The organism is Methylocella tundrae, from assembly GCF_901905185.1.
Taxonomy (GTDB): Bacteria; Pseudomonadota; Alphaproteobacteria; order Rhizobiales; family Beijerinckiaceae; genus Methylocapsa; species Methylocapsa tundrae.
Window position 1 is genome coordinate 151,947 of the sequence record NZ_CABFMQ020000076.1, and the last position, 24,216, is coordinate 176,162.

The window sequence follows — 24,216 nt, forward strand, 5'->3', positions numbered from 1 at the left end:
GCCGACTCAGAACGCCATCCAAGCGTACAACAAAAGCGTGTTATTGCCGGCGGCGTTATGGTTCACATTGAGGCCGTCAAAATTGTTTCCCCCGCCGAAAACCTTCAGATAACTCGTATAGGAGACGCCAAGACGCGCGTTGAGCCAAGGGTAGAAGGACGGGCCGCCCTTGCTGAATGGCAAAAAGGCTGCGTCGACAATGATTCCTTCGCCGTTGGGGAGATTGACGAGCGAATTTGCGCCGTAAAGCAAGGCGTCGGCGGAGCCGGACACGTTGAAGTAACCTGCGGTCAAACTATAGGTGTGATCATAGACGTATTCAGCTGAGGCCTTGAAGCTATTCAGCGTATTGTAGAGGTTGGAAGCGCCGCCCTGCAGGTAGCTTGAATTGAGCTGCTGGCTTTCGTGTATGTTCGTCAGCCGCAGTGTAATGTTGTGCGGATCGCCGATGTACTGGTATTGGGCGTCAACGGCTACGTCCATAATCTGGTCGAATCCGAAACCGGCGACCCGGCCGGGGAGCGTGTTGGCAAAAATGCCATAGGTTCCCACCTCGAAGGATTGCTCGCCGGTATCGTATTCAAACGCGGCGCGCCAGTAGGGCGCTACGCCGTCGATCGAGGTCGAGCCGATAACCTCCGGCTCGCCAAGCGCCTGTAACGTTCCCGTCGACAGATTTTGATAGGCGGTGAAATCGACATAGAACATATCGTTCCAGAACGTGTAGACTCCCGTCCCGATGACATGATTGCCGAGACCGCCCTCGATCAAGGTCCCCGGCAGCGCGAACTGGGGGGCGAGCGTCGAGGCGACGAACGGAAATCCCCACGCTGGCGTCGTGTTCCAGACATCCTCGACGGTCGGCGTGTTGTTGACCGTCACGCCGTAGGTGACGTCAAATCCCAGAAGCTTCGTCGTGTCCGCATAGCGGACGTCGCTGGCGTCGAGAAACATATGCTGGGAGGCGCCGTCATAGGTGCCCTGGATGAAGGCGCCGAGATTCCCATAGATCTGGCCGCCGTAGAAAAGACTGAGTTGCTGCAGGAGCGGGTTGTTATTGGTGTGCGTCGAGGGCGTCGGCGGCGAATCCTGATTATCCTGCGTGTGGCTGAAAGATCCAATCACCATCATGGCAAGCGGCGGCGCCTGTTGCAAGCTCATGCCGCCCCCCATCGTGTAGCCGCCCAGCTTGAATCTGCGGCCAAAGGGCGTCAGTTGCGGAAACGCCGTATGGCATGTGGCGCAGGGCTGGCCGGTTTGCCGGGCGAAGCTCGGAAGAGCCGAAGCGCCCGGCGGCCTGATCAGGACGCCGGCGACGACGATCGCCGCGGCGAAGGATGCGACGCCCGCGAAGCTGGCGATGAACCGAACATCGCGCCAGCTTTTGGCTGCATTGGTCATTCCGCTCGCGGCATGGGCGCCGCGGTCTGATGTGGCATCCGGCATATTGCAACCCCCGACGCGCCGCGCTTTAAGAATCGTGTCTCAATCAACAATAACATGGCTATTTCAGTGATGAAATTTTATGATGCCCTAAAGACGTATTGTTTGCCGATGTTGTATCAAAACAACAGTATGATTGCGCGGTGATAGCGACAACTAACGGCTGATTGTCGCTTGGTAGTCGGCGGCGGTTTAAAGATATTACATAAATAGTTTTTTACTTACTGTGTTCCGTCATACATAGTGTAGCTGCGGTGGGCAGAATGGAAGCGCGTGTATAAGCGAGGCGGATACCCTCCACATTTAATCGAAATCATCGACCGCGCGCCTTCAGCGTAAACATTTGGCGCATCGTCGAGAACCGGAGTGTGTCGCGGCGCCGCAACTTCGCTCTTCACGCCTTGCGAAACATAGGCAAACAGAGGAAGTTAACCATGACGCAGAACATTGGCGGACCGGCGCGGCAGGGATTGTCACGAGCGACAAGGCGAACTCTTCTCCAGGCCGGAGTCGGCGCGCTGTCGCTTCTTGGTTTGAGCGGACGCAGCGCACAAGCCGCAAAGGTCTCGCAGGCGGCGGTAGCCTATCGAGGCTCGCCCAAAGGCGCCCAAAGCTGCTCTAATTGTCGCCTGTTTATAGCGCCGAACGCCTGCAAGCAGGTCGACGGCGCGATCAGCCCGAACGGCTGGTGCAGGATCTGGTCAAAGGCCTGAACCATCAGATCGATCCGCGGGACTGCTCAGGCAAAAGACATCGGGGAATGACATGTCCTTGCCATCCCCTTGCGGCGCGCGCGCTCGTCTGACGCGGCGCGCCAACGGCGGCGACCCGTTGCGCCGCGAGCAGGTCATGAGAGGGAAGGGAGAGCGGCGTTACCCCTCGCGATTGGGCGTGCCGAGGACATGCACGTTGGGCGGCAGCATGGCGTTGTCAAAAGTTTGCGTGAACATTGGCGCGGCGAAGAAAGCCACCGCCCGCAAAGTATCCGCGCCTGTATTGACGAGATCATGGCGCACCGGCGTCGGCAGGACGAAAACGCTGCCCGGACCCACCTTATGAACGCTTCCATCCTCCATATGCAGTTCGCCGCTGCCGGCGAGGATATACTGCGTTTCCTCGGTGGCGTCGGTATGCCAGCCAAGCCGGTCGCCGGCCTCGATTTCATAGACGATCGTGGAGGATTGGGTGCTCCCATGTCCGCCAAAGGCGGCGAAGGCGCCAGCCCAACGCACATGTGGATCGTCCACGCCGCCGACCTTTGCGCGTGGAAGATCGGCGGTTTCAACGACAAAGACTGAAGCCAAGGTTGTCTCCTGAAGCTGGGAGGGTTTGGAGTGCGGCAATAGATCGCATCATGAGCTTATGCGGCGCGCCGCGCAACTCAAATGACGAAATTTCATAGTCGTCCGGGGGCGAAAAATCGCGGGGCCAATCATCGCCGCGCGGCAATCGGTTGCCACTGAATGCCTCAGACGCTAGGCTCTGCGCGCCTGCCTCCGGCTCCCGGTTTTCGACGTGATCCTCAATTTCCTCGCTCTTGTTTTCGGCTATCTTTGCGGCTCGATTCCGTTTGGGCTGATATTGACCGCGCTGGCGGGGACGGCGGATCCGCGGTCGATCGGCTCAGGCAATATCGGCGCGACAAATGTTTTGCGCACCGGGCGCAAGGACCTTGCCGCGCTGACGCTTTTTCTCGATCTGGCAAAGGGCGCGGCCGCCGTTCTCATCGTCGCCTATCTTGCCGGGCGCCGGCTTCCTCCCGAAACCGCCTGGCCGCCGCCGCCCGTGCTGGCCGCGGCCGTGGGCGCCTTTCTGGGTCATGTCTATCCCGTCTGGCTCGGCTTCAGAGGTGGCAAGGGCGTCGCGACTTTTCTCGGCTGCCTTCTCATTGTCGCCTGGCCGGCGGGCCTCGCCTTCATCGCCGTCTGGCTTGGCGCCGCCATCATCACGCGTCTGTCGTCGCTGGCCGCCCTGCTGGCGAGCGCCTTGTCGCCGGCTTTCCTGTTCGCCCTTGATCAAACCAGTTCGGCAATCGTCTTCGCGCTGATGGCCGTGCTGCTGTGGATCAAGCACGGTCCCAATATCGCCAGGCTTCGCGCCGGCAACGAGACGCGGATCGGCAAATCGTGACGGCGCCTGCGCTCGCCGAAGCGAACCGGCCGCTGACCGACGCCGAACGCTTCGATTGGCTCCGGCTTTTTCGCTCGGAAAATATCGGACCCCGCAGCTTTGTCTCTTTGCTCAGGCGCTACGGCGGCGCGGGCGCGGCGCTGGAGGCGTTGCCCGAACTCATCGCGAGCGGAAAGGCCGGACGGCCAATTTCCATCGCCTCGGCGAGCGACATCGAGGCCGAGCTCGAGCAGCTTGATCGCCACGGCGTCGCGCTCATCGGCCTTTGCGAGCCAGCCTATCCCGCGCTGCTGCGGCAAACCCATTCCCCGCCGCCTCTCATCGCGGCGCGCGGCGACCTTGCCTGCCTCAAGCGCTCAAAGATCGCCGTGGTCGGCTCGCGTAACGCGTCGGCGGCCGGGCTCGCCTTCGCGGAGCAGATTTCGCGCGGCGTCGCCCGCGCCGGGCATGTCATCGTCTCGGGGCTGGCGCGCGGCATCGACGCGCGCGCGCACCAGGCCGCATTGGAGACCGGCACCATCGCCGTGCTCGCCGGCGGTCTTGGCAACATCTACCCGGCGGAGCATGCAGGACTGCTCGAACGCCTGGTGGAGCATGGCGCGGCGATCAGTGAGATGCCGTTTCACTGGGAGGCGCGCGGGCGTGATTTTCCGCGCCGCAACCGCATCGTCGCAGGGCTTTCACGGGGGATTATCGTGGTTGAAGCCGCGCGCCGCTCAGGCTCGCTGATTACCGCTTCCTTCGCCGCCGAAGAGGGCCGGGAAATCTTTGCCGCGCCAGGCTCGCCTCTCGACCCCCGCGCCGAGGGCGCGAATGATCTTCTGCGCAATGGCGCGACGTTCTGCACCAGGGCCGAGGATGTGCTCGACGCGCTGGCCCGGCAAGATCTGTCGCCCGATATGCCGGGCTTCGGTTTTTCCGAGCCGGAGGCGGGGCGGCCCTATGCGCCATTTTGGGACGAACTCGACTTGCCCGAATTCGACGGCGCTCTGGTGCGGACGATGGAGCTGACGCTTGAGATCGACGCATTCGCGCTCGACGAGAGCGATTTGGGGCGTGACAAGCCGGCGGGAGTTGTGGACAGTCCCGCCCCGCTGACGCGGGACGCCATTTTGGCGCGCGTCATCGAGTTGCTCGGGCCGGCTCCGGTCTCGGTCGACGAACTTGTGCGCGCCTCAAAGGCGCCGGCGCGAGACGTCCGTACGATCCTGTTCGAACTCGAACTCGGCGGGCGCATCGAGCGTCACGGCGGCGATCTTGTGTCGAGAATCTAAACGGGCAAGGCCTCAGTTGAGATTTACGTGATGAATGGAAGGCCGAAGTCGAGCTATCGCTCGCGCTTGTAGAGAAATGCATTCTCTGGTTGCGGCATGCCAATCGCCTTGTAGAACGCCATTGCGTCTGGCGAAGACAGAAGCAGGCACATCGCCTCTGGACCCGCCGCTTTTCGCGTTTCTTCGATCAGTCTTTTCCCGATGCCGCGGCCTTGATGGGATCGGTCAACCGCCAGATCGGAAAGATAGCAGCAGTAAGAGAAATCCGTGATCGAGCGCGCGACGCCCACCACATTGTCCCCGTCACGCGCGACGACGATCAAGTTCGCATTTTCAAGCATGCGACCGATCCGGCTTTGATCTGCGACGGGGCGCCGCTCGGCGAGTCCCGAGTTACGCAGGACCGTGAGGAAGGTCTCAAGGTCGAGACTCTCAACAACCGCGTATTCAATCGCCATGCGCCGTCCTGAAGCCGGTGAGCTCGCGGAAAACTCAGCCTTCGCCGTCCATGCCGCCGTCGATCAAAAATTTCTCGAGCCAGTGAATGTCGTAGAGTCCGTTCTGGATGTCGGCGTTGCGGACCAGCGTCTGAAACAGCGGAATGGTGGTGTCGATGCCGTCGATGATGAATTCATCGAGCGCGCGGCGCAGGCGCATCAAGGCTTCGTTGCGGCTGCGTCCGTGCACGATGAGCTTGCCGACGAGTGAATCATAGGTCGGCGGGATGGTGTATCCCGCGTAGACCGCGCTATCGACGCGAACGCCAAGGCCCCCTGGCGGATGGTAATAATTGATTGTGCCGGGTGAGGGCCGGAAGGTCGCCGGATGCTCGGCGTTGATGCGGCATTCGATGGCGTGGCCGTTGAAGACGACCTCGTCCTGCGTCAGCGTCAGTTCGGAACCCGCGGCGATCTTGATCTGCTCATTCACGAGATCGACGCCGGTGATCATCTCGGTCACGGGATGTTCGACCTGAATGCGCGTGTTCATTTCTATGAAGTAGAACTTGCCGTCCTCATAAAGGAATTCGACGGTGCCGACGCCCGAATAGCGAAGCTCGCGCATGGCCGCGGCGCAGATTTCACCGATTTCAAGCCGTTGCGGGGCATTGAGGGCGGGGGAGGGGCCTTCTTCCCATACTTTTTGATGGCGGCGCTGCAGCGAACAGTCACGCTCGCCGAGGTGGATGGCGTTGCCGCGTCCGTCGCCGAGAATCTGGATCTCGATATGGCGCGGCTTTTCGAGGAATTTTTCGAGATAGACAGATTCGTCGCCAAAGGCGGACTTCGCCTCCATGCGGGCGGTTTCGAGCGCCGAGGAAAGGTCGTCCGGACCATAGGCGACTTTCATGCCGCGTCCGCCGCCGCCCGCCGCCGCCTTGATCAGGACGGGATAGCCGAGCTCCTTTGCGATCGCTACGGCTTCGATGTCGTCGGTGATCGCGCCGGGTGAGCCGGGAACGCACGGAATGCCGAGCCGGGTCGCCGTCCGCTTGGCCTCGATCTTGTCGCCCATGATGCGGATATGTTCCGGCTTGGGACCGACGAAGACGATGTGATGCTCGGCGAGAATTTCCGCGAAGCGCGCATTCTCTGAAAGAAATCCGTAGCCCGGATGCAGCGCTTCGGCGCCCGTTATTTCGCAGGCGGCGAGGAGAGCTGGTATATTCAGATAGGAGTCGCGCGCGGCGGGCGGCCCGACGCAGACCGATTCGTCGGCGAGCTTGACGTGCATGGCGTCGGCGTCCGCGGTCGAATGGACCGCGACCGTCGCAATGCCAAGCTCTTTCGCCGCGCGGAGAATGCGCAACGCGATTTCGCCGCGGTTGGCGATGAGGATTTTTTCGAACATCTCAACTCACCGGGAACGCGGCGTTCATTCGATCACGAAGAGCGGCTGGCCATATTCGACAGGCTGGCCATCCTCCACGAGAATTCGGGTTACTGTCCCGGCGCGCGGCGCCACAATCTCATTGAAAGTCTTCATGGCCTCAACGAGCAGGAGCTTATCGCCCGCCTTGACGACGGAGCCAACCTCGACGAAGGGCGCGGCTTCGGGCGATGACCGGCGGTAAGCAGTGCCGACCATTGGCGATTTGACGGCGCCTGGGACATCGCCTTCATCCGGCGCCGGCGCGGCCGCGGATGAGGCTGGCGCGGCCGCCGCCGGCGCCGCCGGCTGGACTGCCACGAGTTGCCGCGCGACGCGGATCTTGAGGTCGCCTTGCGCGATCTCGATCTCGGACAGTCCAAGACGCATCAAGATCGCGGCGAGCGTCTCGACCAATTCTGTGTCGACCGCGCCGTCCGAGGAAGGCGCCGCCGCTTTCGGCCCGGCATATTTCATTTTCTTCAACTTTCGCTGGCCGTGGCTAGGGCGATGCAGGCGTCGAGCGCAAGACTATAAGAGAGCGCCCCGAAACCAAAAATGACGCCTTGCGCCACGGGAGAAATGTGGGAGTGATGGCGAAAGCCTTCCCGCGCGTGGATGTTGGAAAGGTGAACCTCAATCACTTTCGCATTGGCGCCTTTGATCGCATCCCGAAGGGCGATCGATGTATGCGTATAAGCGCCAGCGTTCAAGATGATTGGCTCACCGGCAAGACCGGCGTCCTGCACCCAGGTGATGAGATCGCCTTCATGATTGCTCTGCCGGAAATGCAGCGCGAGCCCGCGCGATTCGCAGGCGGCGGCAAGGCGCGCCTGGATCGAGGCGAGCGTAGCGGAGCCATAAAGCTCCGGCTCCCTCGATCCAAGAAGATTGAGGTTTGGCCCATTCAGGCAGTGGACGGCTCTCATATGGGACTCGATGGGCGACGAAAAACGTCCGAAGCCGCATCCATAACCGGGATCAAAAAGTAAGGGAAGCCCGTCCGCAAAAACGGCGGAGCCGTCGCGGCCGAAGCGGGGCAGTGTTGAAATTCGCAGCGAGGACAATCGCAATGCCCTGCGTGGAGTAGAAATATAATATCCGGCAACAATCGTTAAATACAATAATTAATACGAAATTGACTGAACGTAACATGTTTGTATGTGAAGCTATAGTTTCCGATTATAATAATGTTATTTGCGCTCTCTCATCTAATAGCTTAGGCTGGTTTGTATTTCAGTAAGACGCGCCTCCACATTGGGTGCTGAGATGTCCACATTTCCAATCCTTGAGACTTTTTCAAACGCCAAGTCTACTTTAGCCAGCAACGCTTCAGTCTTCGCCGAATGGCTGCCAGAACACATCGAGAAATTCGCAAGGAAGCCATTCCTTATAAGCCACGTCCTCGCGCAAAATGCATTGTTCCAGCTTCCAAGGCTGGAACGGCTCGCTAAAGCGATCCATGCCGCGAGGATTGAAGGGCGAGCCGCCGACGCTCAGCTCAAATTGCGGCGAGACAAGCCGAATCTCGACGCTCTGCAGGCGATGTCCTGCTGGGGCGCGAAGAGTCCCATCGTCTTGAGCAAAGAAAGATGGGAGCGCGAGCTTTCAGGTCTTTTCAATGAGCTCGATGACGGGCGCTCCACCATATCCATGATGCTGTCCTTCGCCAATCAAGTGGACCCGGAGTTTGACGCGCTCATGGGGCAAATAATCGGTGAGATCGCTGCTGCGACCGGCCTCTGCGCGTCGGATGTCGCCTTCAAGGGAATGACGGTCATCGTCTCCGCGCCACGGGCTGTAACTCCCTATCACAACGACCGTGAGCAGAACGTCCTGTTCCAGATTCGGGGCGTCAAGGACGTTTATCTCTATGATCAGAATGATCCGTTCATTCTGAGCCAATCCGTGATCGAGGCGTTTCAGATTGGAAACGACGGCGCGACGCGATACCGCGCGGAACTGGCTGGCCGGGAAGCCGTCTACAGGCTTGAGCCGGGCCTTGCGGTTCATCATCCGGCTCTGGCGCCGCACTGGGTCAAAAACGGCGATGGCGTGTCGGTCAGCCTCGCGGTCTATTTCACCACGCGATCAATGGACGATCTGGCGCGGATCCATCAAGCCAATTCGATACTGCGCCAGTTGGGCTTGAGGCCCCCGGCGCCTGATCTCTCCAGGGGCTCGGATCGTTTGAAAGCCGCGTTCCTACGAAGCTTGTCCGGCAAAAGAGACTGCGACCGCGCGCTGTTCCGCGGCCTTCACCGGCTGAAATCGCCGGCGCGGCAGTTGCGCGGCGCATGGACTTTGCTTCACCCGCAAAGGCCGAGCGCCGCGTAGGGCGGACCGACGCAGAATTTTCGATTTGCGTTCTGCGCCGGGATGATTATAGTCGATCGCTGCGGCGCGTGGCCTTCTTGGCTCCGCGCCCTGATTTTTTTGGGCGACCGGCAGTGTCCCCCCGTAGAGGTCTTTTTGGGCGATGGCAAATCCATTCCAGTTCCTTCAGGACGTGCGCGCCGAGGCCGGCAAGGTCACCTGGCCGACGCGGCGGGAAACCCTGATCACGACTGGGCTCGTCATTCTCATGGTGATCTTCGCCGCCCTGTTCTTCGTGGCGGTGGATCAGGGGCTCCGGCTGTTCGTCACGCTCGTCTTGAGCATTGGGCGTTGAGCGCCATTCAAAAGAGGTCGAAGCTTACCCGATGAGCATGCGCTGGTATATTGTTCACGCCTATTCGAATTTCGAAAAGAAGGTCGCCGAATCGATCAAGGAGCAGGCGGCTCAGCGCGGCCTGACGTCGAAGTTCGAGGAAATCCTTGTCCCGACCGAGCAGGTCGTGGAGGTGCGGCGCGGCCGCAAGATCAATTCCGAGCGCAAGTTTTTTCCAGGCTATGTCCTTGTAAAATGTGATCTTTCGGACGATATCTACCATCTGATCAAGAATACGCCGAAAGTGACCGGGTTTCTTGGGGCCGACAAGAAGCCGATGCCGATATCGGACGCGGAGGCTGATCGCATCAAGGGTCAGGTCGCCGATGGCGTCGAGCGCCCGAAAGCGTCGATCTCCTTTGAGATCGGAGAGACGGTGCGTGTGGCGGACGGCCCCTTTGCTTCGTTTAACGGGATCGTCGAGGAAGTCGACGAGAGCCGCTCACGCGTCAAGGTCGCCGTTTCGATCTTCGGCCGGGCGACGCCTGTCGAACTCGAATATGCGCAGGTCGAGAAGGTCTAGGCTTCGCTTCCGGGAAGCCGCGGGCTTTCAGGACAAGATCATGCGTCGAAACGCTTTTGAATTCGGGCGGCGTCAAGCCGCCTGAACGGCGCGAGGGGCGATCCCGCCGCGCATCACGTGGAAGACCGGGCGAGGGCGCGCCACGCCGCCGCCTCAGGTCGCACCACGACCGCAACCGCCGCGCCGCAAGGCCGGCTTTGTCTGGGAGTAAAGAAAAATGGCGAAGAAGATCACGGGTTTCGTGAAGCTTCAGGTGCCTGCCGGAGCGGCCAACCCGTCGCCTCCGATCGGCCCCGCGCTGGGTCAGCGCGGCCTGAACATTATGGAGTTCTGCAAGGCCTTCAATGCGCGCACGGCGCAGATGGAGAAGGGCACGCCCATTCCGGTCGTCATCACGGCTTATGCGGATCGCTCGTTCACCTTCGAGATGAAGCTGCCGCCGGTGTCCTATTTTCTTAAGAAGGCCTCGGGGATCACTTCTGGATCGAAGACGACCGGGCGCGGCTTCGTCGGGAAGATCTCGAAGGCCCAGATCCAGGAGATCGCCGAAAAGAAGCTGCCCGATCTGAATTGCGCGACGGTCGACGCCGCAATGACGATGATCGAGGGCTCCGCCCGTTCCATGGGCCTCGAGATTGTAGGGTAGAGAAATGGCGCATGTTGGAAAGCGCGTGGTCAAGGCGCGTGAAGGAATTGACCGGATCAAGCTTTATCCGATCACGGACGCGGTCAAGCTCGTGAAAGAGCGGGCCAGTGCGAAGTTCGACGAGACCGTCGAGATCGCCATGAATCTTGGCGTCGACCCGAAACACGCCGATCAGATGGTGCGCGGCGTCGTCAATCTGCCGAACGGCACGGGGCGGACACTGCGCGTCGCCGTTTTTGCGCGCGGCGCGAAGGCTGATGAAGCGAAGGCGGCGGGCGCCGATATTGTCGGCGCGGAGGATCTAGTCGCCACGGTCCAGGGCGGCACGATTGCTTTCGATCGCTGCATCGCGACGCCGGACATGATGCCGCTCGTCGGCCGTCTCGGCAAGGTGCTGGGACCGCGCGGCCTGATGCCCAACCCGAAGGTCGGCACGGTGACCATGGACGTCGCCGCGGCGGTCAAGGCTTCAAAAGGCGGCGCCGTGGAGTTTCGTGTCGAGAAAGCCGGCATCATCCAGGGCAGCGTCGGCAAAGCTTCCTTCGACGACGACAAACTCATCGCGAATATAGCGGCCTTTGTCGACGCGGTCGCCAAAGCCAAGCCGCAGGGCGCGAAGGGCACCTATATTCAGCGTGTTGCGATTTCATCGACGATGGGCCCGGGCGTCAAGGTCGATCCGTCGACGGTTTCGGCCTGAGGTCAGCGACGGCAAATTATTCCTTGACATGTTGGAAAATTCGCAGATGGCCCTTGGCATCGCGGATTGGTTAGTTTAAATAGGGAGTTCGGGGCCGTTCCATTATGGCTGCTCCGCACCCTTAAAAGCTTCCGCGATTGCGAGCCGCCTATTTGACTTACAAGTTTAGCTTGTGTGCGAAAAAGCGTTCGCGGTCCGGTGGATGAGGCTGGAGGATAGGCGGCGACGCCTGTCCCTTCCGGCCATGTCCTGTCCAAGACTGCTGGCGTTTGATGTCTCTGCGAAGAGCTCAAACTTAATCTTCGATCGCCGGGCCGGTTCGCCGTCCTGTTTGAGAGTCGCCAGCATAGACGGGGTAATAACAAGATTTTGGATATGAGGGCGGCTCGCGTCTGGCCTCTTTATCCTTCGATTTTGGTCTACTCCCTCTGTCCGGAGCAGCTTGTTGCTCCGGGGACAGGCACAGCGCTGTTTCGAGGCCGGATTTCCATCCCGTCTCGAAGCGGCAATTGCAGCCCGCGGGCCAGGCCGTTCAAGGTTTCGGGCCTGCGCAAGGAGAAAGCACTGTGGACAGAGCGGAAAAGAAAGAATGCGTCGAAACGCTCGCCAATGTCTTTAAGACGACATCGGTGGTCGTGGTCGCGCATTATTCCGGCCTGACAGTGGCTCAGATGCAAAATCTGCGCAAGCAGATGCGCGCAGCTGGCGCTACCGTGCAGGTCGCCAAGAACCGTCTCGTCAAGATTGCTCTGGAAGGCTCGGAGGTCGCCTCGATCTCTGGTCTGATGAAAGGCCCGACCTTGATCGCTCATTCGAGCGATCCTGTGGCGGCTGCGAAGGTCGCAGTGGCTTTCGCCAAGGATAACGACAAGCTCGTGATCCTCGGCGGGGCGATGGGGAAAACCGCGCTGACCGTGGACGCTGTGAAGTCGCTTGCGACGATGCCGTCCCTGGATGAGCTTCGCGGCAAGCTCCTCGGCCTCATTTTGGCGCCGGCGACGAAACTCGCCCAGCTCACAACGGCGCCCGCCGCGAAACTCGCGCGCGTCGTTGCGGCCTATGCCGAAAAAGACGCTGCCTGACGGCCTTAATCTTGAGAGACACCATCAACAATTGACCAATCGAAGGACGTAGACATGGCTAATCTGGAAAAAATCGTCGAGGATCTGTCGAGCCTCACCGTACTCGAGGCGGCGGAGCTGGCGAAGCTCCTTGAAGAAAAATGGGGCGTTTCGGCCGCCGCGGCGGTCGCTGTCGCGGCTGCTCCGGCCGGCGCCGCAGCCGCCGCTCCGGTCGAGGAGCAGACGGAATTCACGGTCATTCTCGCCGCTGTCGGCGATAAGAAGATCGAAGTCATCAAGGAAGTTCGCGCCGTGACCGGCCTCGGCCTCAAGGAAGCCAAGGACCTCGTCGAAGCCGCTCCGAAGCCCGTCAAGGAGGGCGTCGCCAAGGAAGAGGCCGAGAAGATCAAGGCCGCTCTCGAAAAGGCCGGCGCGAAGGTCGAGTTCAAGTGAGTTTGATCGCAGCTGCGGTCAAGATTTGAGTTGCGACGGCGCCCTGGAAACGGGGGGCCGTCGATCTATTGCCGGAAGGTATGTTCGAACCTTGCGGTCAATGCGCGGCGCATCAGCCGCGGCGCGGGGATCGAACAAGTCCCGCCCCAGCGTCCGAGCTGGGCGCGGATGAGGCGGTAATCCGTTCGGGATCATCGCCGTTTTGCAGAGGTGCGAGAGCGACATGGCTCATCATTCAGCGCAGACGTTCAACGGCCGCAAGCGTATCCGCAAATTCTTTGGCCACATCCGCGAAGTCGCGGAAATGCCGAATCTCATTGAAGTTCAAAAAGCATCCTATGATCAATTTCTCCTCGTCGACGAGCCGAAGGGCGGGCGTCCCGACGAAGGTTTGCAGTCCGTCTTCAAGTCGGTGTTTCCGATCGCCGATTTCTCCAACACCGCTCTGCTCGAATTCGTCAAATATGAATTCGAGCAGCCGAAATATGACGTCGACGAGTGCCGCCAGCGCGGCATGACCTATGCAGCCCCGCTCAAGGTGACCCTGCGGCTCATCGTGTTCGACGTCGATCCGGATACGGCGGCGCGGTCCGTCAAGGACATCAAGGAGCAGGACGTCTATATGGGCGACATGCCCCTGATGACCATGAACGGCACCTTCATCGTCAACGGGACCGAACGCGTCATCGTCTCTCAGATGCACCGCTCGCCAGGCGTGTTCTTCGATCACGACAAGGGCAAGAGCCATTCCTCCGGCAAGCTTTTGTTCGCGGCGCGCATCATTCCGTATCGCGGCTCCTGGCTCGACATCGAATTCGACGCCAAGGACATCGTCTACGCGCGCATCGACCGCCGCCGCAAGATCCCGGCGACCTCGGTGCTCTATGCGCTCGGCATGGACGGCGAGGAGATTCTCTCGACTTTTTACAAGACGATTTTGCTTACGCGCGACAAGGAAGGCTGGCGCCAGCCGTTTGATCCCGAGCGCCTGAAGGGCATGAAGGCCGTCGCCGATCTGCTCGACGCCGAGACGGGCGAGGTCGTGCTCGAAGCCGGCAAGAAGCTCACCGTGCGCACCGCCCGGCAGCTCGCTGAGCGCGGGCTGAGGTTCCTGCGCGTGCAGGACGAGGATCTTTTCGGTCAATATATCGCCGCCGATCTCTATGATCCGAATACGGGCGAGATCTTCGCTGAAGCGGGCGATGAAATTACCGCCAAGACTCTTCCCTCCTTGATCGACGCGGGCTTCAACGAACTGCCGCTGCTCGATATCGATCATGTCAATATCGGGCCCTACATTCGCAACACGCTCGCGGTCGACAAGAACAGCATGCGCGAAGAAGCGCTGTTCGACATCTACCGGGTGATGCGGCCCGGCGAACCGCCGACGCTCGAGTCGGCGGAGGCGATGTTTCATTCGCTGTTCTTTGATCCGGAGCGCTACGACCTTTCCGCCGTCGGCCGCGTCAAGATGAACATGCGCATGGATCTCGACGCTCCCGATACGGTGCGTATCCTGCGCAAGGAGGACATCATCGCAGTGATGCGCGCGCTTGTCGACTTGCGCGACGGTCGCGGCGAGATCGACGATATCGACCATCTCGGCAATCGCCGGGTGCGCTCGGTTGGCGAACTCATGGAGAATCAGTACAGGCTCGGCCTGCTCAGGATGGAGCGTGCCATCAAGGAGCGCATGTCCTCCGTCGACATCGATACGGTCATGCCGCAGGACCTTATCAATGCGAAGCCGGCGGCGGCCTCCGTGCGCGAGTTCTTCGGCTCGTCGCAGTTGTCGCAGTTCATGGATCAGACCAACCCGCTGTCCGAGATCACGCACAAGCGGCGCCTTTCGGCGCTTGGCCCTGGCGGCCTGACGCGCGAGCGCGCCGGCTTCGAGGTGCGCGACGTGCATCCGACCCATTACGGCCGCATCTGTCCGATCGAGACGCCGGAAGGTCCGAACATCGGCCTCATCAACTCGCTCGCGACCTTCGCACGCGTCAACAAATACGGCTTCATCGAAGCGCCTTATCGCCGCATCCGCGATAACCGCGTGACGGAGGAGGTCGTCTATCTGTCGGCGATGGAGGAGAGCAAATATTACGTCGCGCAGGCGAATGCGCCGCTCGATTCCGAAGGTCGTCTGACCGAGGATCTGGTGGTGTGCCGCCATTCGGGCGACGTCGTCATGGTGCCGCGCGAGCGCGTCGACTTCATGGACGTCTCGCCGAAGCAGCTGGTGTCGGTCGCCGCCGCGCTCATTCCGTTCCTCGAGAACGATGACGCCAATCGCGCGCTGATGGGCTCCAACATGCAGCGTCAGGCGGTGCCTCTCGTCCGGGCGGACGCGCCGCTCGTCGGAACCGGCATGGAGGCGGTGGTCGCACGCGACTCCGGCGCCGCCATCGCCGCGCGCCGCACAGGCTATATCGATCAGATCGACGCGACCCGCATCGTCATCCGCGCGACCGAGGAATCCGACGCCAGCAAACCCGGCGTCGACATCTACCGGCTGATGAAGTTCCAGCGCTCGAACCAGTCGACCTGCGTCAACCAGAAGCCTCTGGTGCGCGTCGGCGATTTCGTGCGCAAGGGCGACATCATCGCGGATGGTCCCTCGACCGACCTTGGCGATCTGGCGCTCGGGCGCAACGTGCTTGTCGCCTTCATGCCCTGGAACGGCTACAACTTCGAAGATTCGATCCTGCTCAACGAGCGCATCGTCAAGGACGACGTTTTCACCTCGATTCACATCGACGAATTCGAAGTGATGGCGCGCGACACCAAGCTTGGCCCGGAAGAGATTACGCGCGACATTCCGAACGTCTCGGAAGAAGCGCTGAAGAATCTCGACGAGGCGGGCATCGTCTATATCGGCGCGGAAGTGCAGGCGGGAGACATCCTCGTCGGCAAGATCACGCCGAAGGGCGAAAGCCCGATGACGCCCGAGGAAAAACTGCTGCGCGCGATCTTCGGCGAAAAGGCCTCCGACGTGCGCGACACCTCATTGCGCGTGCCGCCGGGCGTCACCGGCACGATCGTTGAAGTGCGGGTGTTTAATCGGCACGGCGTCGAAAAGGATGAGCGCGCCCAGGCGATCGAGCGCGAAGAGATTGAACGCCTCGCCAAGGACCGCGACGACGAGCTCGCGATTCTCGATCGCAACGTCTACGCCCGTCTCCTCGACGTCCTTGTCGGCAAGAAGGCGATCGCGGGGCCGAAAGGCTTCAGGAAGGACACCGTGCTGACGCGCGATGTGATCGAGGAATATCCTCGCTCGCAGTGGTGGATCTTCGCCATTGAGAACGACCAGACGATGGCCGAACTCGAAGCCATGCGCAAGCAGTATGACGAGTCGAAGAAAGGCCTCGAAAGCCGCTTTCTTGACAAGGTCGAAAAGCTGCAGCGCGGCGATGAACTGTCCCCTGGCGTGATGAAGATGGTGAAGGTCTTCGTCGCGGTGAAGCGCAAGATCCAGCCAGGCGACAAGATGGCGGGACGACACGGCAACAAGGGCGTCGTCTCGAAGATCGTGCCGCAGGAGGATATGCCTTTCCTCGCCGACGGAACGCCGGTGGATATTGTGCTCAATCCGCTCGGCGTGCCGAGCCGGATGAACGTCGGACAGATTCTTGAGACGCACCTTGGCTGGGCCTGCGCGGGACTTGGCAAGCAGGTTTCGGCTGCGGTCAATTCCTATCTGCGCGATCAGAACGCGGAGCCGCTGCGCAGCAAGCTGATCGACATATATGACGCTAAACAGGAGATCGATGCGCTCGACGATGAAACCGTCGTCGAAATCGGCGAGAACCTGCGCCGCGGCGTGCCGATTGCAACGCCCGTGTTCGACGGCGCCCATGAGAAAGACATCGTCGTCATGCTTGAGCAGGCGGGCCTCGACCCCTCAGGTCAGGTCACGCTCTACGACGGGCGCACCGGCGAGTCCTTCGATCGTAAAGTGACGGTTGGCTACATATATATGCTGAAGCTGCATCATCTTGTTGACGACAAGATCCATGCGCGTTCGATCGGGCCTTACAGCCTCGTGACGCAGCAGCCGCTCGGCGGCAAGGCGCAGTTCGGCGGCCAGCGTTTTGGAGAGATGGAGGTCTGGGCGCTCGAGGCCTATGGCGCGGCCTATACGCTGCAGGAAATGCTGACGGTGAAGTCTGACGACGTCGCCGGCCGCACCAAGGTGTATGAGTCCATCGTGCGCGGCGACGACGCTTTCGAGTCAGGAATTCCTGAGAGCTTCAACGTGCTGGTCAAGGAAATGCGTTCGCTCTGCCTCAATGTCGAGCTGACCATGTCGACAAAGCTGGCGGCGCCGCCGCAGGCCGAAGCCGCTGAATAAAATGCTCGACGCTTTAGAGCGGCGCGCGCGTCCGGACGCAGCGCGCCGTTCTATTCATTTTTTTAGTTTCCGGCACGGGGCCTCGCAGCGGTTGCGCGCGGGCCCAAGCATCAGGAGATGGCAATGAATCAAGAGGTCATGAATCTCTTCAATCCGGTCGTGCAGCCGCAGGCTTTCGACCAGATCCAGATATCGATCGCCAGCCCCGAAAAGATTTTGTCCTGGTCGTTCGGCGAGATCAAGAAGCCTGAGACGATCAATTATCGCACCTTCAAGCCGGAACGCGACGGGCTTTTCTGCGCCCGGATTTTCGGGCCGATCAAGGATTACGAGTGCTTGTGCGGCAAGTACAAGCGGATGAAATATAAGGGCGTCATCTGCGAGAAGTGCGGCGTCGAGGTCACTCTGTCGCGCGTGCGGCGCGAGCGCATGGGCCACATCTCGCTCGCGGCGCCGGTCGCGCATATCTGGTTTTTGAAGTCGCTGCCCTCGCGCATCGGCCTTCTGCTCGATATGACGCTGAAGGATCTCGAGCGCATTCTTTATTTTGAATCCTACATCGTCCTCGATCCCGGCCTGACGCCGCTGAAGGACCGCGAGCTCCTCAATGAAGAGGATTATCTGCGGGCCCAGGACGAGTACGGGCAGGATTCCTTCACGGCGATGATTGGCGCGGAAGCGATCCGGGAGATCCTGCGCAACATGGATCTGCCGACGATCGCGGAGAAGCTCAAGATCGAGATCGCGCAGTCGACCACCGAGCTGAAGCCGAAGAAGCTCGCCAAGCGGCTGAAGATCATCGAGGCCTTCATGCATTCTGGCAACAAGCCGGAATGGATGATCCTGACCGAAGTTCCCGTCATCCCGCCGGACTTGCGCCCGCTCGTCCCGCTCGATGGCGGCCGCTTCGCGACCTCCGATCTCAACGATCTCTATCGCCGCGTCATCAACCGCAACAACCGTCTGAAGCGGCTGATCGAACTGCGCGCGCCCGACATCATCGTGCGCAATGAAAAGCGCATGTTGCAAGAGGCGGTCGACGCCCTCTTTGACAACGGCCGGCGCGGGCGCGTCATCACGGGCGCCAACAAGCGGCCGCTGAAGTCGCTCGCCGACATGCTGAAAGGCAAGCAGGGCCGGTTCCGGCAGAACCTGCTCGGCAAGCGCGTCGATTATTCGGGCCGCTCCGTCATTGTCGTCGGTCCCGATCTCAAGCTGCACCAATGCGGCCTGCCGAAGAAGATGGCGCTCGAGCTTTTCAAGCCGTTCATCTACTCGCGCCTCGACGCCAAGGGTCTGTCCGCCACGGTCAAGCAGGCGAAGAAGCTTGTCGAGAAAGAAAAGCCCGAGGTTTGGGATATCCTCGATGAGGTCATCCGCGAACATCCGGTGATGCTGAACCGCGCGCCGACCTTGCATCGCCTCGGCATTCAGGCCTTTGAGCCGAAGCTGATCGAAGGCAAGGCGATCCAGTTGCATCCTCTCGTCTGCGCCGCCTTCAACGCGGATTTCGACGGCGATCAGATGGCGGTGCATGTCCCGCTCTCGCTCGAGGCGCAGCTCGAGGCTCGCGTGCTCATGATGTCGACCAACAACATCCTGCATCCGGCCAATGGTCTGCCGATCATCGTGCCGAGTCAGGATATCGTGCTCGGCCTCTACTATGTGTCGCTGATGCGCGATGGCGAGCCCGGTCAGGGCATGGCCTTTTCCAATATCGGCGAAGTCGAGCACGCCTTGTTCTCCAAGGCAATCACGCTGCATACGCGCATCAAGGGCAGGGCCTGGACCTATGACAGCGAAGGCAAGCGTCAGTCGAAGATCTATGACACGACGCCGGGCCGCCTGATCCTTGGCCAGTTGATGCCGGACCACGCCAAGATTCCTTTCGACGTCGTGAACAAGCTCATGACCAAGAAAGAAATCTCCAACATGATCGACGTCGTCTACCGCAACTGCGGTCAGAAAGAGACGGTGATCTTCTGCGACCGCATCATGGCGCTCGGCTTCCGCGAGGCCTTCAAGGCCGGCATTTCGTTCGGCAAGGACGATATGGTGGTGCCGGAGACGAAGCCGAAGATCATCGCGGACACGAGCGCGCTCGCCAAGGAATATGAGCAGCAGTATAATGACGGCCTGATCACGCAGGGCGAGAAATACAACAAGGTGGTCGACGCCTGGGCAAAATGCTCGGACAAGCTCGCCGAAGAAATGATGGCGCGCATCTCGGCCGTGCAGAAGGACGACAGCGGCCGCGACAAGCCGATCAACTCGATCTACATGATGTCGCATTCGGGAGCGCGCGGTTCGCCGACGCAGATGAAGCAGCTCGCCGCAATGCGCGGCCTGATGGCCAAGCCCTCCGGCGAGATCATCGAGAGCCCGATCATCTCGAACTTCAAGGAAGGCCTGACCGTGCTCGAGTACTTCAACTCGACGCATGGCGCCCGCAAGGGTCTCGCCGACACCGCCTTGAAGACCGCGAACTCCGGCTATCTCACCCGGCGTCTCGTCGACGTCGCGCAGGATTCGATCATCACGACGCTGGATTGCGGATCCAAAGGCGGCATCCGCATGCGCGCGATCATCGACGCCGGACAGGTCGTCGCCTCGCTCGCGACCCGCATTCTTGGGCGCACGGCGGCGGAGGATCTGAAGGATATTGAAGGCAATATCATTGTCGCCACCGGCGAGATGATTCAGGAATGGCATATCGACCACATCAATGCGGCCGGCATCCAGGAAGTGAAGATTCGTTCGGTGCTGACCTGCGAGGCGAAAAACGGCGTTTGCGGCACATGCTATGGCCGCGATCTTGCGCGCGGCACGCCTGTCAACATGGGCGAGGCGGTGGGCGTCATCGCGGCGCAATCCATCGGCGAGCCGGGCACCCAGCTGACGATGCGCACCTTCCACATCGGCGGCGCGGCGCAGATCGCGGATCAGTCCTTCATCGAGAGCAATTTCGATGGGGTCGTGCGCATCCGCAACCGTCATCTCGCGCGCAACAGCGATGGCGATCTGATGGTCATGGCGCGCAATGTCGCGGTTGTGATCGAGGGCTCCGACGGCACGGAGCGCGCCGTTCACCGCGTCCAGTATGGCGCGCGGATGAAAGTCGATGAGGGCGATCAGATCAAACGCGGCCAGCGCATCGCCGAATGGGACCCCTATACGCGGCCGATCCTGACCGAGGTCGACGGCTTCATCGGATTCGAGGATCTCGTCGAAGGAGCCTCCATGACGGAGACCGTCGACGAGGCGACCGGCATTGCAAAGCGCATGGTCATTGACTGGCGACTCAACCAGCGTTCCGCCACGTTGAAGCCCGCAATCGTGATCAAGGCGGCCGACGGCAAGATCAGCAAACTGCAGCGTGGCGGCGACGCGCGCTACACTCTGCCGGTCGAATCGATCATCGGCGTTGATCCGGGTGGCGTTGTACGCGCCGGCGACATCATCGCGCGCATCTCGATGGAGTCGGCCAAGACGCGCGACATCACCGGCGGTCTGCCGCGCGTCGCCGAATTGTTCGAGGCGCGCCGGCCGAAGGATCATGCGATCATCGCCGAGGCCTCAGGCACGGTGCAGTTCGGACGCGACTATAAGAACAAGACCCGCATCTCGATCATCCCGAACGAGGAGGACGCCGAGCCGATCGAATATCTGATCCCGAAAGGCAAACACATCCATCTTCAGGACGGAGACGTCGTGGAGAAGGGGGATTACATCGTCGACGGCAATCCGGCGCCGCACGACATTCTGGCGATCAAGGGAGTCGAGGAGCTCGCGGCTTACCTCGTGAACGAGATCCAGGAAGTCTATCGTCTGCAGGGCGTCGCCATTAACGACAAGCACATCGAAGTGATCGTCAGGCAAATGTTGCAGAAGGTTGACATCGTCGATCCCGGCGACACCGATTTTCTCGCAAATGAGCAGGTCGATCAGGTCGAACTCGAGGAAGCCAACGCCAAGGCGCTCGAACAGGGCGGCAAGCCGGCCACGGGCACGCCGGTTCTGCTCGGCATCACCAAGGCCTCGTTGCAGACGCGTTCGTTCATCTCCGCCGCTTCCTTCCAGGAGACGACCCGCGTGTTGACCGAAGCCGCCGTCAACGGCAAGGCCGACACGCTCGAAGGCTTGAAGGAGAACGTCATCGTCGGCCGCCTGATCCCGGCGGGCACAGGCGCGGCGATGGCCAAATTGCGGCGCGTGGCGGCGATGCGCGATGAGCTGATTCTGGCGCAAAAAGGCGAGACATCGCGAGAGGCCGCGCCGACCCCGCTGCTGCCGGCCGCTGTTCCGGCGGCCCAGGACTGAGCAGTCAAGCTCACGCCGGCGTCTGACAAGGGCGACGGCGATGAGACGACCATGAGAAAGAGCGCATGATCGCAGCGGTCATGCGCTCTTTTCATGACTGGCGCGCGGTTGCGTCCGCGTCTTTGACTGGACAGGCGAACTGGTAAAACACCGGCTCTCACCGTTCGCGCCGCGGCGACGAAAGCTTCGCAACAGTTTGATTGATCATGATATCTATCGTGACCGCGGCCTGGTATTTTGCCATTTTCTTCCGCCGCATCGCGTGTCATTCTCGCGCGCATTGAACAAACTTGAGTTTCATGATGCGGACAGCAAGATTGATTTTTCATCTCGTGGCCGGTGCGGTCCTGTTGGCGGCCGCGACCGCTTCAGCGCCTCAGCCAGCGCTGGCGCAGTGGCGAAGCTATTCCGGCTATCAGCCCTATCCCTATTACCCGCCGGCCCCCCTGCCGGCCTATCCGGATTATCCGCTGCCGCCGGGAGCGCGGCCTTACGCCCCTTACGCTTATGGCGGCCCAAATCCACCATATGGCGGCGCCTATCCCGACTCCGAGCCGCGCGGCGAAGCCTACAGGCCCGGCTATGGCGCCCCCGAGGATCGGCAGGGTCTCGAACTCGGCGTCAATGCCGCGCAAAGAACGGCGATGCTGGTCCAAAATCCGACGAATCAACCGCCCGGCACCATCGTCATCGATACGCATAGCCGCCATCTCTATCTGATCCGGCCGAACGGGCAGGCGATCGAATATGGCATCGGAGTCGGGCGTCAGGGATTTGAATGGAAAGGCAGCGCGAGGGTCGGCCGCAAGGCGGAATGGCCACGCTGGATTCCGCCAAAGGAAATGCTGCAGCGCCGGCCGGACCTTCCTGAATCGATGGACGGCGGCCTAGAAAATCCGCTCGGCGCGCGGGCGCTTTATCTGTTTCAGGGGAACAAGGACACGCTGTTTCGCATCCATGGCACCAATGAACCGGACACAATCGGCAAAGCCGTGTCATCCGGTTGCATCCGCATGATGAACGCCGACGTCATTGATCTCTATCAGCGCGTTGGCGTCGGCACGCGAGTGGTCGTAGAATGAGCTGAGCCGGGGGGCGGCCGTAACACGCGCGCGTGTTACGGCCGCCCCCCGTCGCCGCTGCGCCAGTCTGTCAATGCCAGCCCATTGCTGAGCGAGCATGATGACCAATTCCGTCGATCATGCTTCGCGAGTTGCGGCTTACCTTGGCAGAACGCTCGAGCCCATCAGGAATGTGTCGACTGACTGCGCCGCCTGGCGTCCTTCGCGGATTGCCCAGACCACCAGCGATTGGCCGCGCCGCATGTCGCCGCAGGCGAAGACCTTTGGCAAGGAGGTTTTGTAGGCGATCTGGTCCGCCGCCACGTTGCCGCGTGGGTCGAGCTTGACGCCAAGGCTGTTCAGAAGCCCGTCCTGCAGAGGCGAAACAAAGCCCATGGCAAGCAGCACGAGATCGGCCCTGATCTCGAACGTGCTGTCCGGGATTTCCTTCAGCTTCTCGTCGACGTGGACGCAGATGATCTTCTTGACGACGCCGTCTTCGCCATGAATGGCTTTGGTGAGCACGGAAAACTCGCGTTTTGCGCCCTCTTCCTGTGAGGAGGAGGTGCGCAGCTTCAAGGGCCAGTTGGGCCAGGTCAGCAGCTTATTTTCCCTGTCAGGGGGAATCGGCATGATTTCGAGTTGCGTTACCGACAGCGCACCTTGGCGGATCGAAGTCCCGATGCAGTCCGAGCCTGTATCGCCGCCGCCAATGACGACGACATGTTTCGCCGCCGCGAGGATCGGCTCATTGCTCTGGACGGGCTCCCTGCTGACGCGGCGATTTTGCTGCGGCAGAAAGTCCATCGCGAAATGCACGCCGGAGAGATCGCGGCCCGGGATCGGAAGATCGCGCGGCTTTTCGGCGCCGCCCGAGAGAACGATGGCGTCATAGTCATTGAGCAGGGCCGAGGCCTCGATGTCGACGCCGACATTGACGTTGACGCGGAACTCGACGCCTTCCGCCTGCATCTGATCGACGCGGCGGTCGATCAGATGCTTCTCCATCTTGAAATCGGGAATGCCATAGCGCAGCAGGCCGCCCGGCTTGGCGTTCTTCTCGAAAACATGCACCTCATGTCCAACCCTTGCGAGTTGCTGGGCGCAGGCGAGGCCGGCGGGACCGGAGCCGACGACGGCGATTTTCTTGCCAGTCCGGACGGAAGAAATTTCAGGCGGCAGCCAGCCGTTGGCCCAAGCGCGATCGACGATGGCGCATTCGATCGTCTTGATCGTCACCGGGGTGTCGGCGAGGTTCAGAGTGCATGAGGCTTCGCAAGGCGCGGGGCAGACGCGGCCGGTAAACTCGGGAAAATTATTTGTGGAGTGGAGGTTGCGGGAAGCTTCCTCCCAATCGGAACGATAGACGAGATCGTTCCAGTCCGGGATCTGATTGTTGACCGGGCAGCCGGTATGACAATAAGGGATGCCGCAATTCATGCAGCGGGCCGCCTGATCCTTCGTCGCCTCTTCGGACAGCGGGATCACGAACTCCTTATAGTGGCGAATTCGGTCGGAAGCGGGCGCATAGCGCCGGTCGCGCCGGTCGATTTCCAAGAATCCTGTCACCTTGCCCATAAAAGCCCCTCTGCCGGACGTTGTCGCCCGCAACTCGCGATGGTCACGCTTCAGCCCGCGTTCAAAGCCGCAAGGCCCAAACGCGAGCTGATGA

General features: G+C 60.9%; 20 protein-coding genes. 13 read left to right on the plus strand and 7 right to left on the minus strand.

What is annotated here, in order from left to right; genetic code table 11:
* Positions 1-6: 6 nt before the first annotated feature.
* Positions 7-1,401, minus strand: a complete 1,395-nt coding sequence (locus tag MPC4_RS08545) for a cytochrome C (protein ID WP_174512143.1) — start codon at positions 1,399-1,401, stop codon at positions 7-9.
* Positions 1,402-1,877: 476 nt separating this feature from the next.
* On the opposite strand from MPC4_RS08545, the gene MPC4_RS08550 reads away from it, so the two are divergent.
* A complete protein-coding gene (locus tag MPC4_RS08550) occupies positions 1,878-2,156 on the plus strand; it encodes a high-potential iron-sulfur protein (RefSeq protein WP_174512144.1) in 279 nt (92 codons plus the stop codon).
* A gap of 159 nt (positions 2,157-2,315) precedes the next feature.
* Here the strand turns inward: MPC4_RS08550 and MPC4_RS08555 are convergent, their stop codons facing one another.
* On the minus strand, positions 2,316-2,747 hold the full coding sequence (locus tag MPC4_RS08555; RefSeq protein ID WP_174512145.1) for a cupin domain-containing protein: 432 nt from the start codon (positions 2,745-2,747) through the stop codon (positions 2,316-2,318).
* Positions 2,748-2,958: 211 nt separating this feature from the next.
* Between MPC4_RS08555 and plsY the strand changes: the two genes are divergently transcribed.
* Together plsY and dprA are read left to right on the plus strand one after the other, a co-directional pair.
* Positions 2,959-3,573 (plus strand): glycerol-3-phosphate 1-O-acyltransferase PlsY, encoded by a 615-nt coding sequence (gene plsY, locus MPC4_RS08560; protein WP_174512146.1) that lies wholly within the window; start codon positions 2,959-2,961, stop codon positions 3,571-3,573.
* The gene (gene dprA / locus MPC4_RS08565; RefSeq protein ID WP_174512147.1) at positions 3,570-4,847 is read left to right on the plus strand and encodes a DNA-processing protein DprA; all 1,278 of its coding nucleotides are present in this window, start codon (positions 3,570-3,572) and stop codon (positions 4,845-4,847) included. The genes plsY and dprA overlap by 4 nt, the downstream gene beginning before the upstream one ends.
* 53 nt (positions 4,848-4,900) lie before the next feature.
* On the opposite strand, the gene MPC4_RS08570 is transcribed toward dprA, so the two are convergent.
* The 4 genes from MPC4_RS08570 to aroQ are packed head-to-tail and all read right to left on the minus strand — an operon-like array spanning position 4,901 to position 7,645.
* Positions 4,901-5,305: a GNAT family N-acetyltransferase gene (locus tag MPC4_RS08570; RefSeq protein ID WP_174512148.1), complete on the minus strand. Its 405-nt coding sequence runs from the start codon at positions 5,303-5,305 to the stop codon at positions 4,901-4,903.
* Positions 5,306-5,339: 34 nt separating this feature from the next.
* A complete protein-coding gene (gene accC / locus MPC4_RS08575; RefSeq protein ID WP_174512149.1) occupies positions 5,340-6,698 on the minus strand; it encodes an acetyl-CoA carboxylase biotin carboxylase subunit in 1,359 nt (452 codons plus the stop codon).
* Positions 6,699-6,722: 24 nt separating this feature from the next.
* Positions 6,723-7,193, minus strand: a complete 471-nt coding sequence (gene accB, locus MPC4_RS08580) for an acetyl-CoA carboxylase biotin carboxyl carrier protein (protein WP_174512254.1) — start codon at positions 7,191-7,193, stop codon at positions 6,723-6,725.
* Between the two features lie 5 nt (positions 7,194-7,198).
* A complete protein-coding gene (gene aroQ / locus MPC4_RS08585; RefSeq protein WP_174512150.1) occupies positions 7,199-7,645 on the minus strand; it encodes a type II 3-dehydroquinate dehydratase in 447 nt (148 codons plus the stop codon).
* 340 nt (positions 7,646-7,985) lie between these two features.
* Here aroQ and MPC4_RS08590 point away from each other — a divergent pair, with 340 nt between their 5' ends.
* From MPC4_RS08590 to MPC4_RS08635, 10 genes are all read left to right on the plus strand, one after another.
* On the plus strand, positions 7,986-9,053 hold the full coding sequence (locus MPC4_RS08590; RefSeq protein ID WP_174512151.1) for a cupin-like domain-containing protein: 1,068 nt from the start codon (positions 7,986-7,988) through the stop codon (positions 9,051-9,053).
* Between the two features lie 142 nt (positions 9,054-9,195).
* On the plus strand, positions 9,196-9,387 hold the full coding sequence (gene secE, locus MPC4_RS08595; protein ID WP_134492082.1) for a preprotein translocase subunit SecE: 192 nt from the start codon (positions 9,196-9,198) through the stop codon (positions 9,385-9,387).
* 31 nt (positions 9,388-9,418) lie between these two features.
* A complete protein-coding gene (gene nusG, locus MPC4_RS08600) occupies positions 9,419-9,949 on the plus strand; it encodes a transcription termination/antitermination protein NusG (protein WP_134492083.1) in 531 nt (176 codons plus the stop codon).
* A 217-nt stretch (positions 9,950-10,166) separates the two neighbouring features.
* A complete protein-coding gene (gene rplK, locus MPC4_RS08605; protein WP_134492085.1) occupies positions 10,167-10,595 on the plus strand; it encodes a 50S ribosomal protein L11 in 429 nt (142 codons plus the stop codon).
* A 4-nt stretch (positions 10,596-10,599) separates the two neighbouring features.
* Positions 10,600-11,295, plus strand: coding sequence for a 50S ribosomal protein L1 (rplA, locus tag MPC4_RS08610; protein ID WP_134492087.1), 696 nt, complete (start codon positions 10,600-10,602; stop codon positions 11,293-11,295).
* Positions 11,296-11,861: 566 nt separating this feature from the next.
* Entirely contained in the window at positions 11,862-12,377 is a 516-nt protein-coding gene (gene rplJ, locus MPC4_RS08615; RefSeq protein ID WP_174512152.1) for a 50S ribosomal protein L10, read from the plus strand.
* Between the two features lie 54 nt (positions 12,378-12,431).
* On the plus strand, positions 12,432-12,809 hold the full coding sequence (gene rplL / locus MPC4_RS08620) for a 50S ribosomal protein L7/L12 (RefSeq protein ID WP_134492091.1): 378 nt from the start codon (positions 12,432-12,434) through the stop codon (positions 12,807-12,809).
* 223 nt (positions 12,810-13,032) lie between these two features.
* On the plus strand, positions 13,033-17,163 hold the full coding sequence (gene rpoB, locus MPC4_RS08625; protein ID WP_174512153.1) for a DNA-directed RNA polymerase subunit beta: 4,131 nt from the start codon (positions 13,033-13,035) through the stop codon (positions 17,161-17,163).
* A 123-nt stretch (positions 17,164-17,286) separates the two neighbouring features.
* A complete protein-coding gene (gene rpoC / locus MPC4_RS08630; RefSeq protein WP_174512154.1) occupies positions 17,287-21,483 on the plus strand; it encodes a DNA-directed RNA polymerase subunit beta' in 4,197 nt (1,398 codons plus the stop codon).
* Between the two features lie 302 nt (positions 21,484-21,785).
* A complete protein-coding gene (locus MPC4_RS08635) occupies positions 21,786-22,565 on the plus strand; it encodes a L,D-transpeptidase (RefSeq protein WP_174512155.1) in 780 nt (259 codons plus the stop codon).
* Positions 22,566-22,703: 138 nt separating this feature from the next.
* Here the strand turns inward: MPC4_RS08635 and MPC4_RS08640 are convergent, their stop codons facing one another.
* On the minus strand, positions 22,704-24,122 hold the full coding sequence (locus MPC4_RS08640; RefSeq protein ID WP_174512156.1) for a glutamate synthase subunit beta: 1,419 nt from the start codon (positions 24,120-24,122) through the stop codon (positions 22,704-22,706).
* Positions 24,123-24,216 lie beyond the last annotated feature (94 nt).

What these genes read in the sequence shown, in the direction of transcription:
- rplK (WP_134492085.1), top strand. Translation starts at nt 10,167, where the DNA reads ATGGCGAAGAAGATCACGGGTTTCGTGAAGCTTCAGGTGCCTGCCGGA.
- nusG (WP_134492083.1), top strand. Translation starts at nt 9,419, where the DNA reads ATGAGCATGCGCTGGTATATTGTTCACGCCTATTCGAATTTCGAAAAG.
- MPC4_RS08635 (WP_174512155.1), top strand. Translation starts at nt 21,786, where the DNA reads ATGCGGACAGCAAGATTGATTTTTCATCTCGTGGCCGGTGCGGTCCTG.
- rpoB (WP_174512153.1), top strand. Translation starts at nt 13,033, where the DNA reads ATGGCTCATCATTCAGCGCAGACGTTCAACGGCCGCAAGCGTATCCGC.
- rpoC (WP_174512154.1), top strand. Translation starts at nt 17,287, where the DNA reads ATGAATCAAGAGGTCATGAATCTCTTCAATCCGGTCGTGCAGCCGCAG.
- MPC4_RS08640 (WP_174512156.1), bottom strand. Translation starts at nt 24,122, where the DNA reads ATGGGCAAGGTGACAGGATTCTTGGAAATCGACCGGCGCGACCGGCGC.
- aroQ (WP_174512150.1), bottom strand. Translation starts at nt 7,645, where the DNA reads ATGAGAGCCGTCCACTGCCTGAATGGGCCAAACCTCAATCTTCTTGGA.
- MPC4_RS08550 (WP_174512144.1), top strand. Translation starts at nt 1,878, where the DNA reads ATGACGCAGAACATTGGCGGACCGGCGCGGCAGGGATTGTCACGAGCG.
- secE (WP_134492082.1), top strand. Translation starts at nt 9,196, where the DNA reads ATGGCAAATCCATTCCAGTTCCTTCAGGACGTGCGCGCCGAGGCCGGC.
- MPC4_RS08570 (WP_174512148.1), bottom strand. Translation starts at nt 5,305, where the DNA reads ATGGCGATTGAATACGCGGTTGTTGAGAGTCTCGACCTTGAGACCTTC.
- rplA (WP_134492087.1), top strand. Translation starts at nt 10,600, where the DNA reads ATGGCGCATGTTGGAAAGCGCGTGGTCAAGGCGCGTGAAGGAATTGAC.
- rplL (WP_134492091.1), top strand. Translation starts at nt 12,432, where the DNA reads ATGGCTAATCTGGAAAAAATCGTCGAGGATCTGTCGAGCCTCACCGTA.
- accB (WP_174512254.1), bottom strand. Translation starts at nt 7,193, where the DNA reads ATGAAATATGCCGGGCCGAAAGCGGCGGCGCCTTCCTCGGACGGCGCG.
- MPC4_RS08545 (WP_174512143.1), bottom strand. Translation starts at nt 1,401, where the DNA reads ATGACCAATGCAGCCAAAAGCTGGCGCGATGTTCGGTTCATCGCCAGC.
- MPC4_RS08590 (WP_174512151.1), top strand. Translation starts at nt 7,986, where the DNA reads ATGTCCACATTTCCAATCCTTGAGACTTTTTCAAACGCCAAGTCTACT.
- accC (WP_174512149.1), bottom strand. Translation starts at nt 6,698, where the DNA reads ATGTTCGAAAAAATCCTCATCGCCAACCGCGGCGAAATCGCGTTGCGC.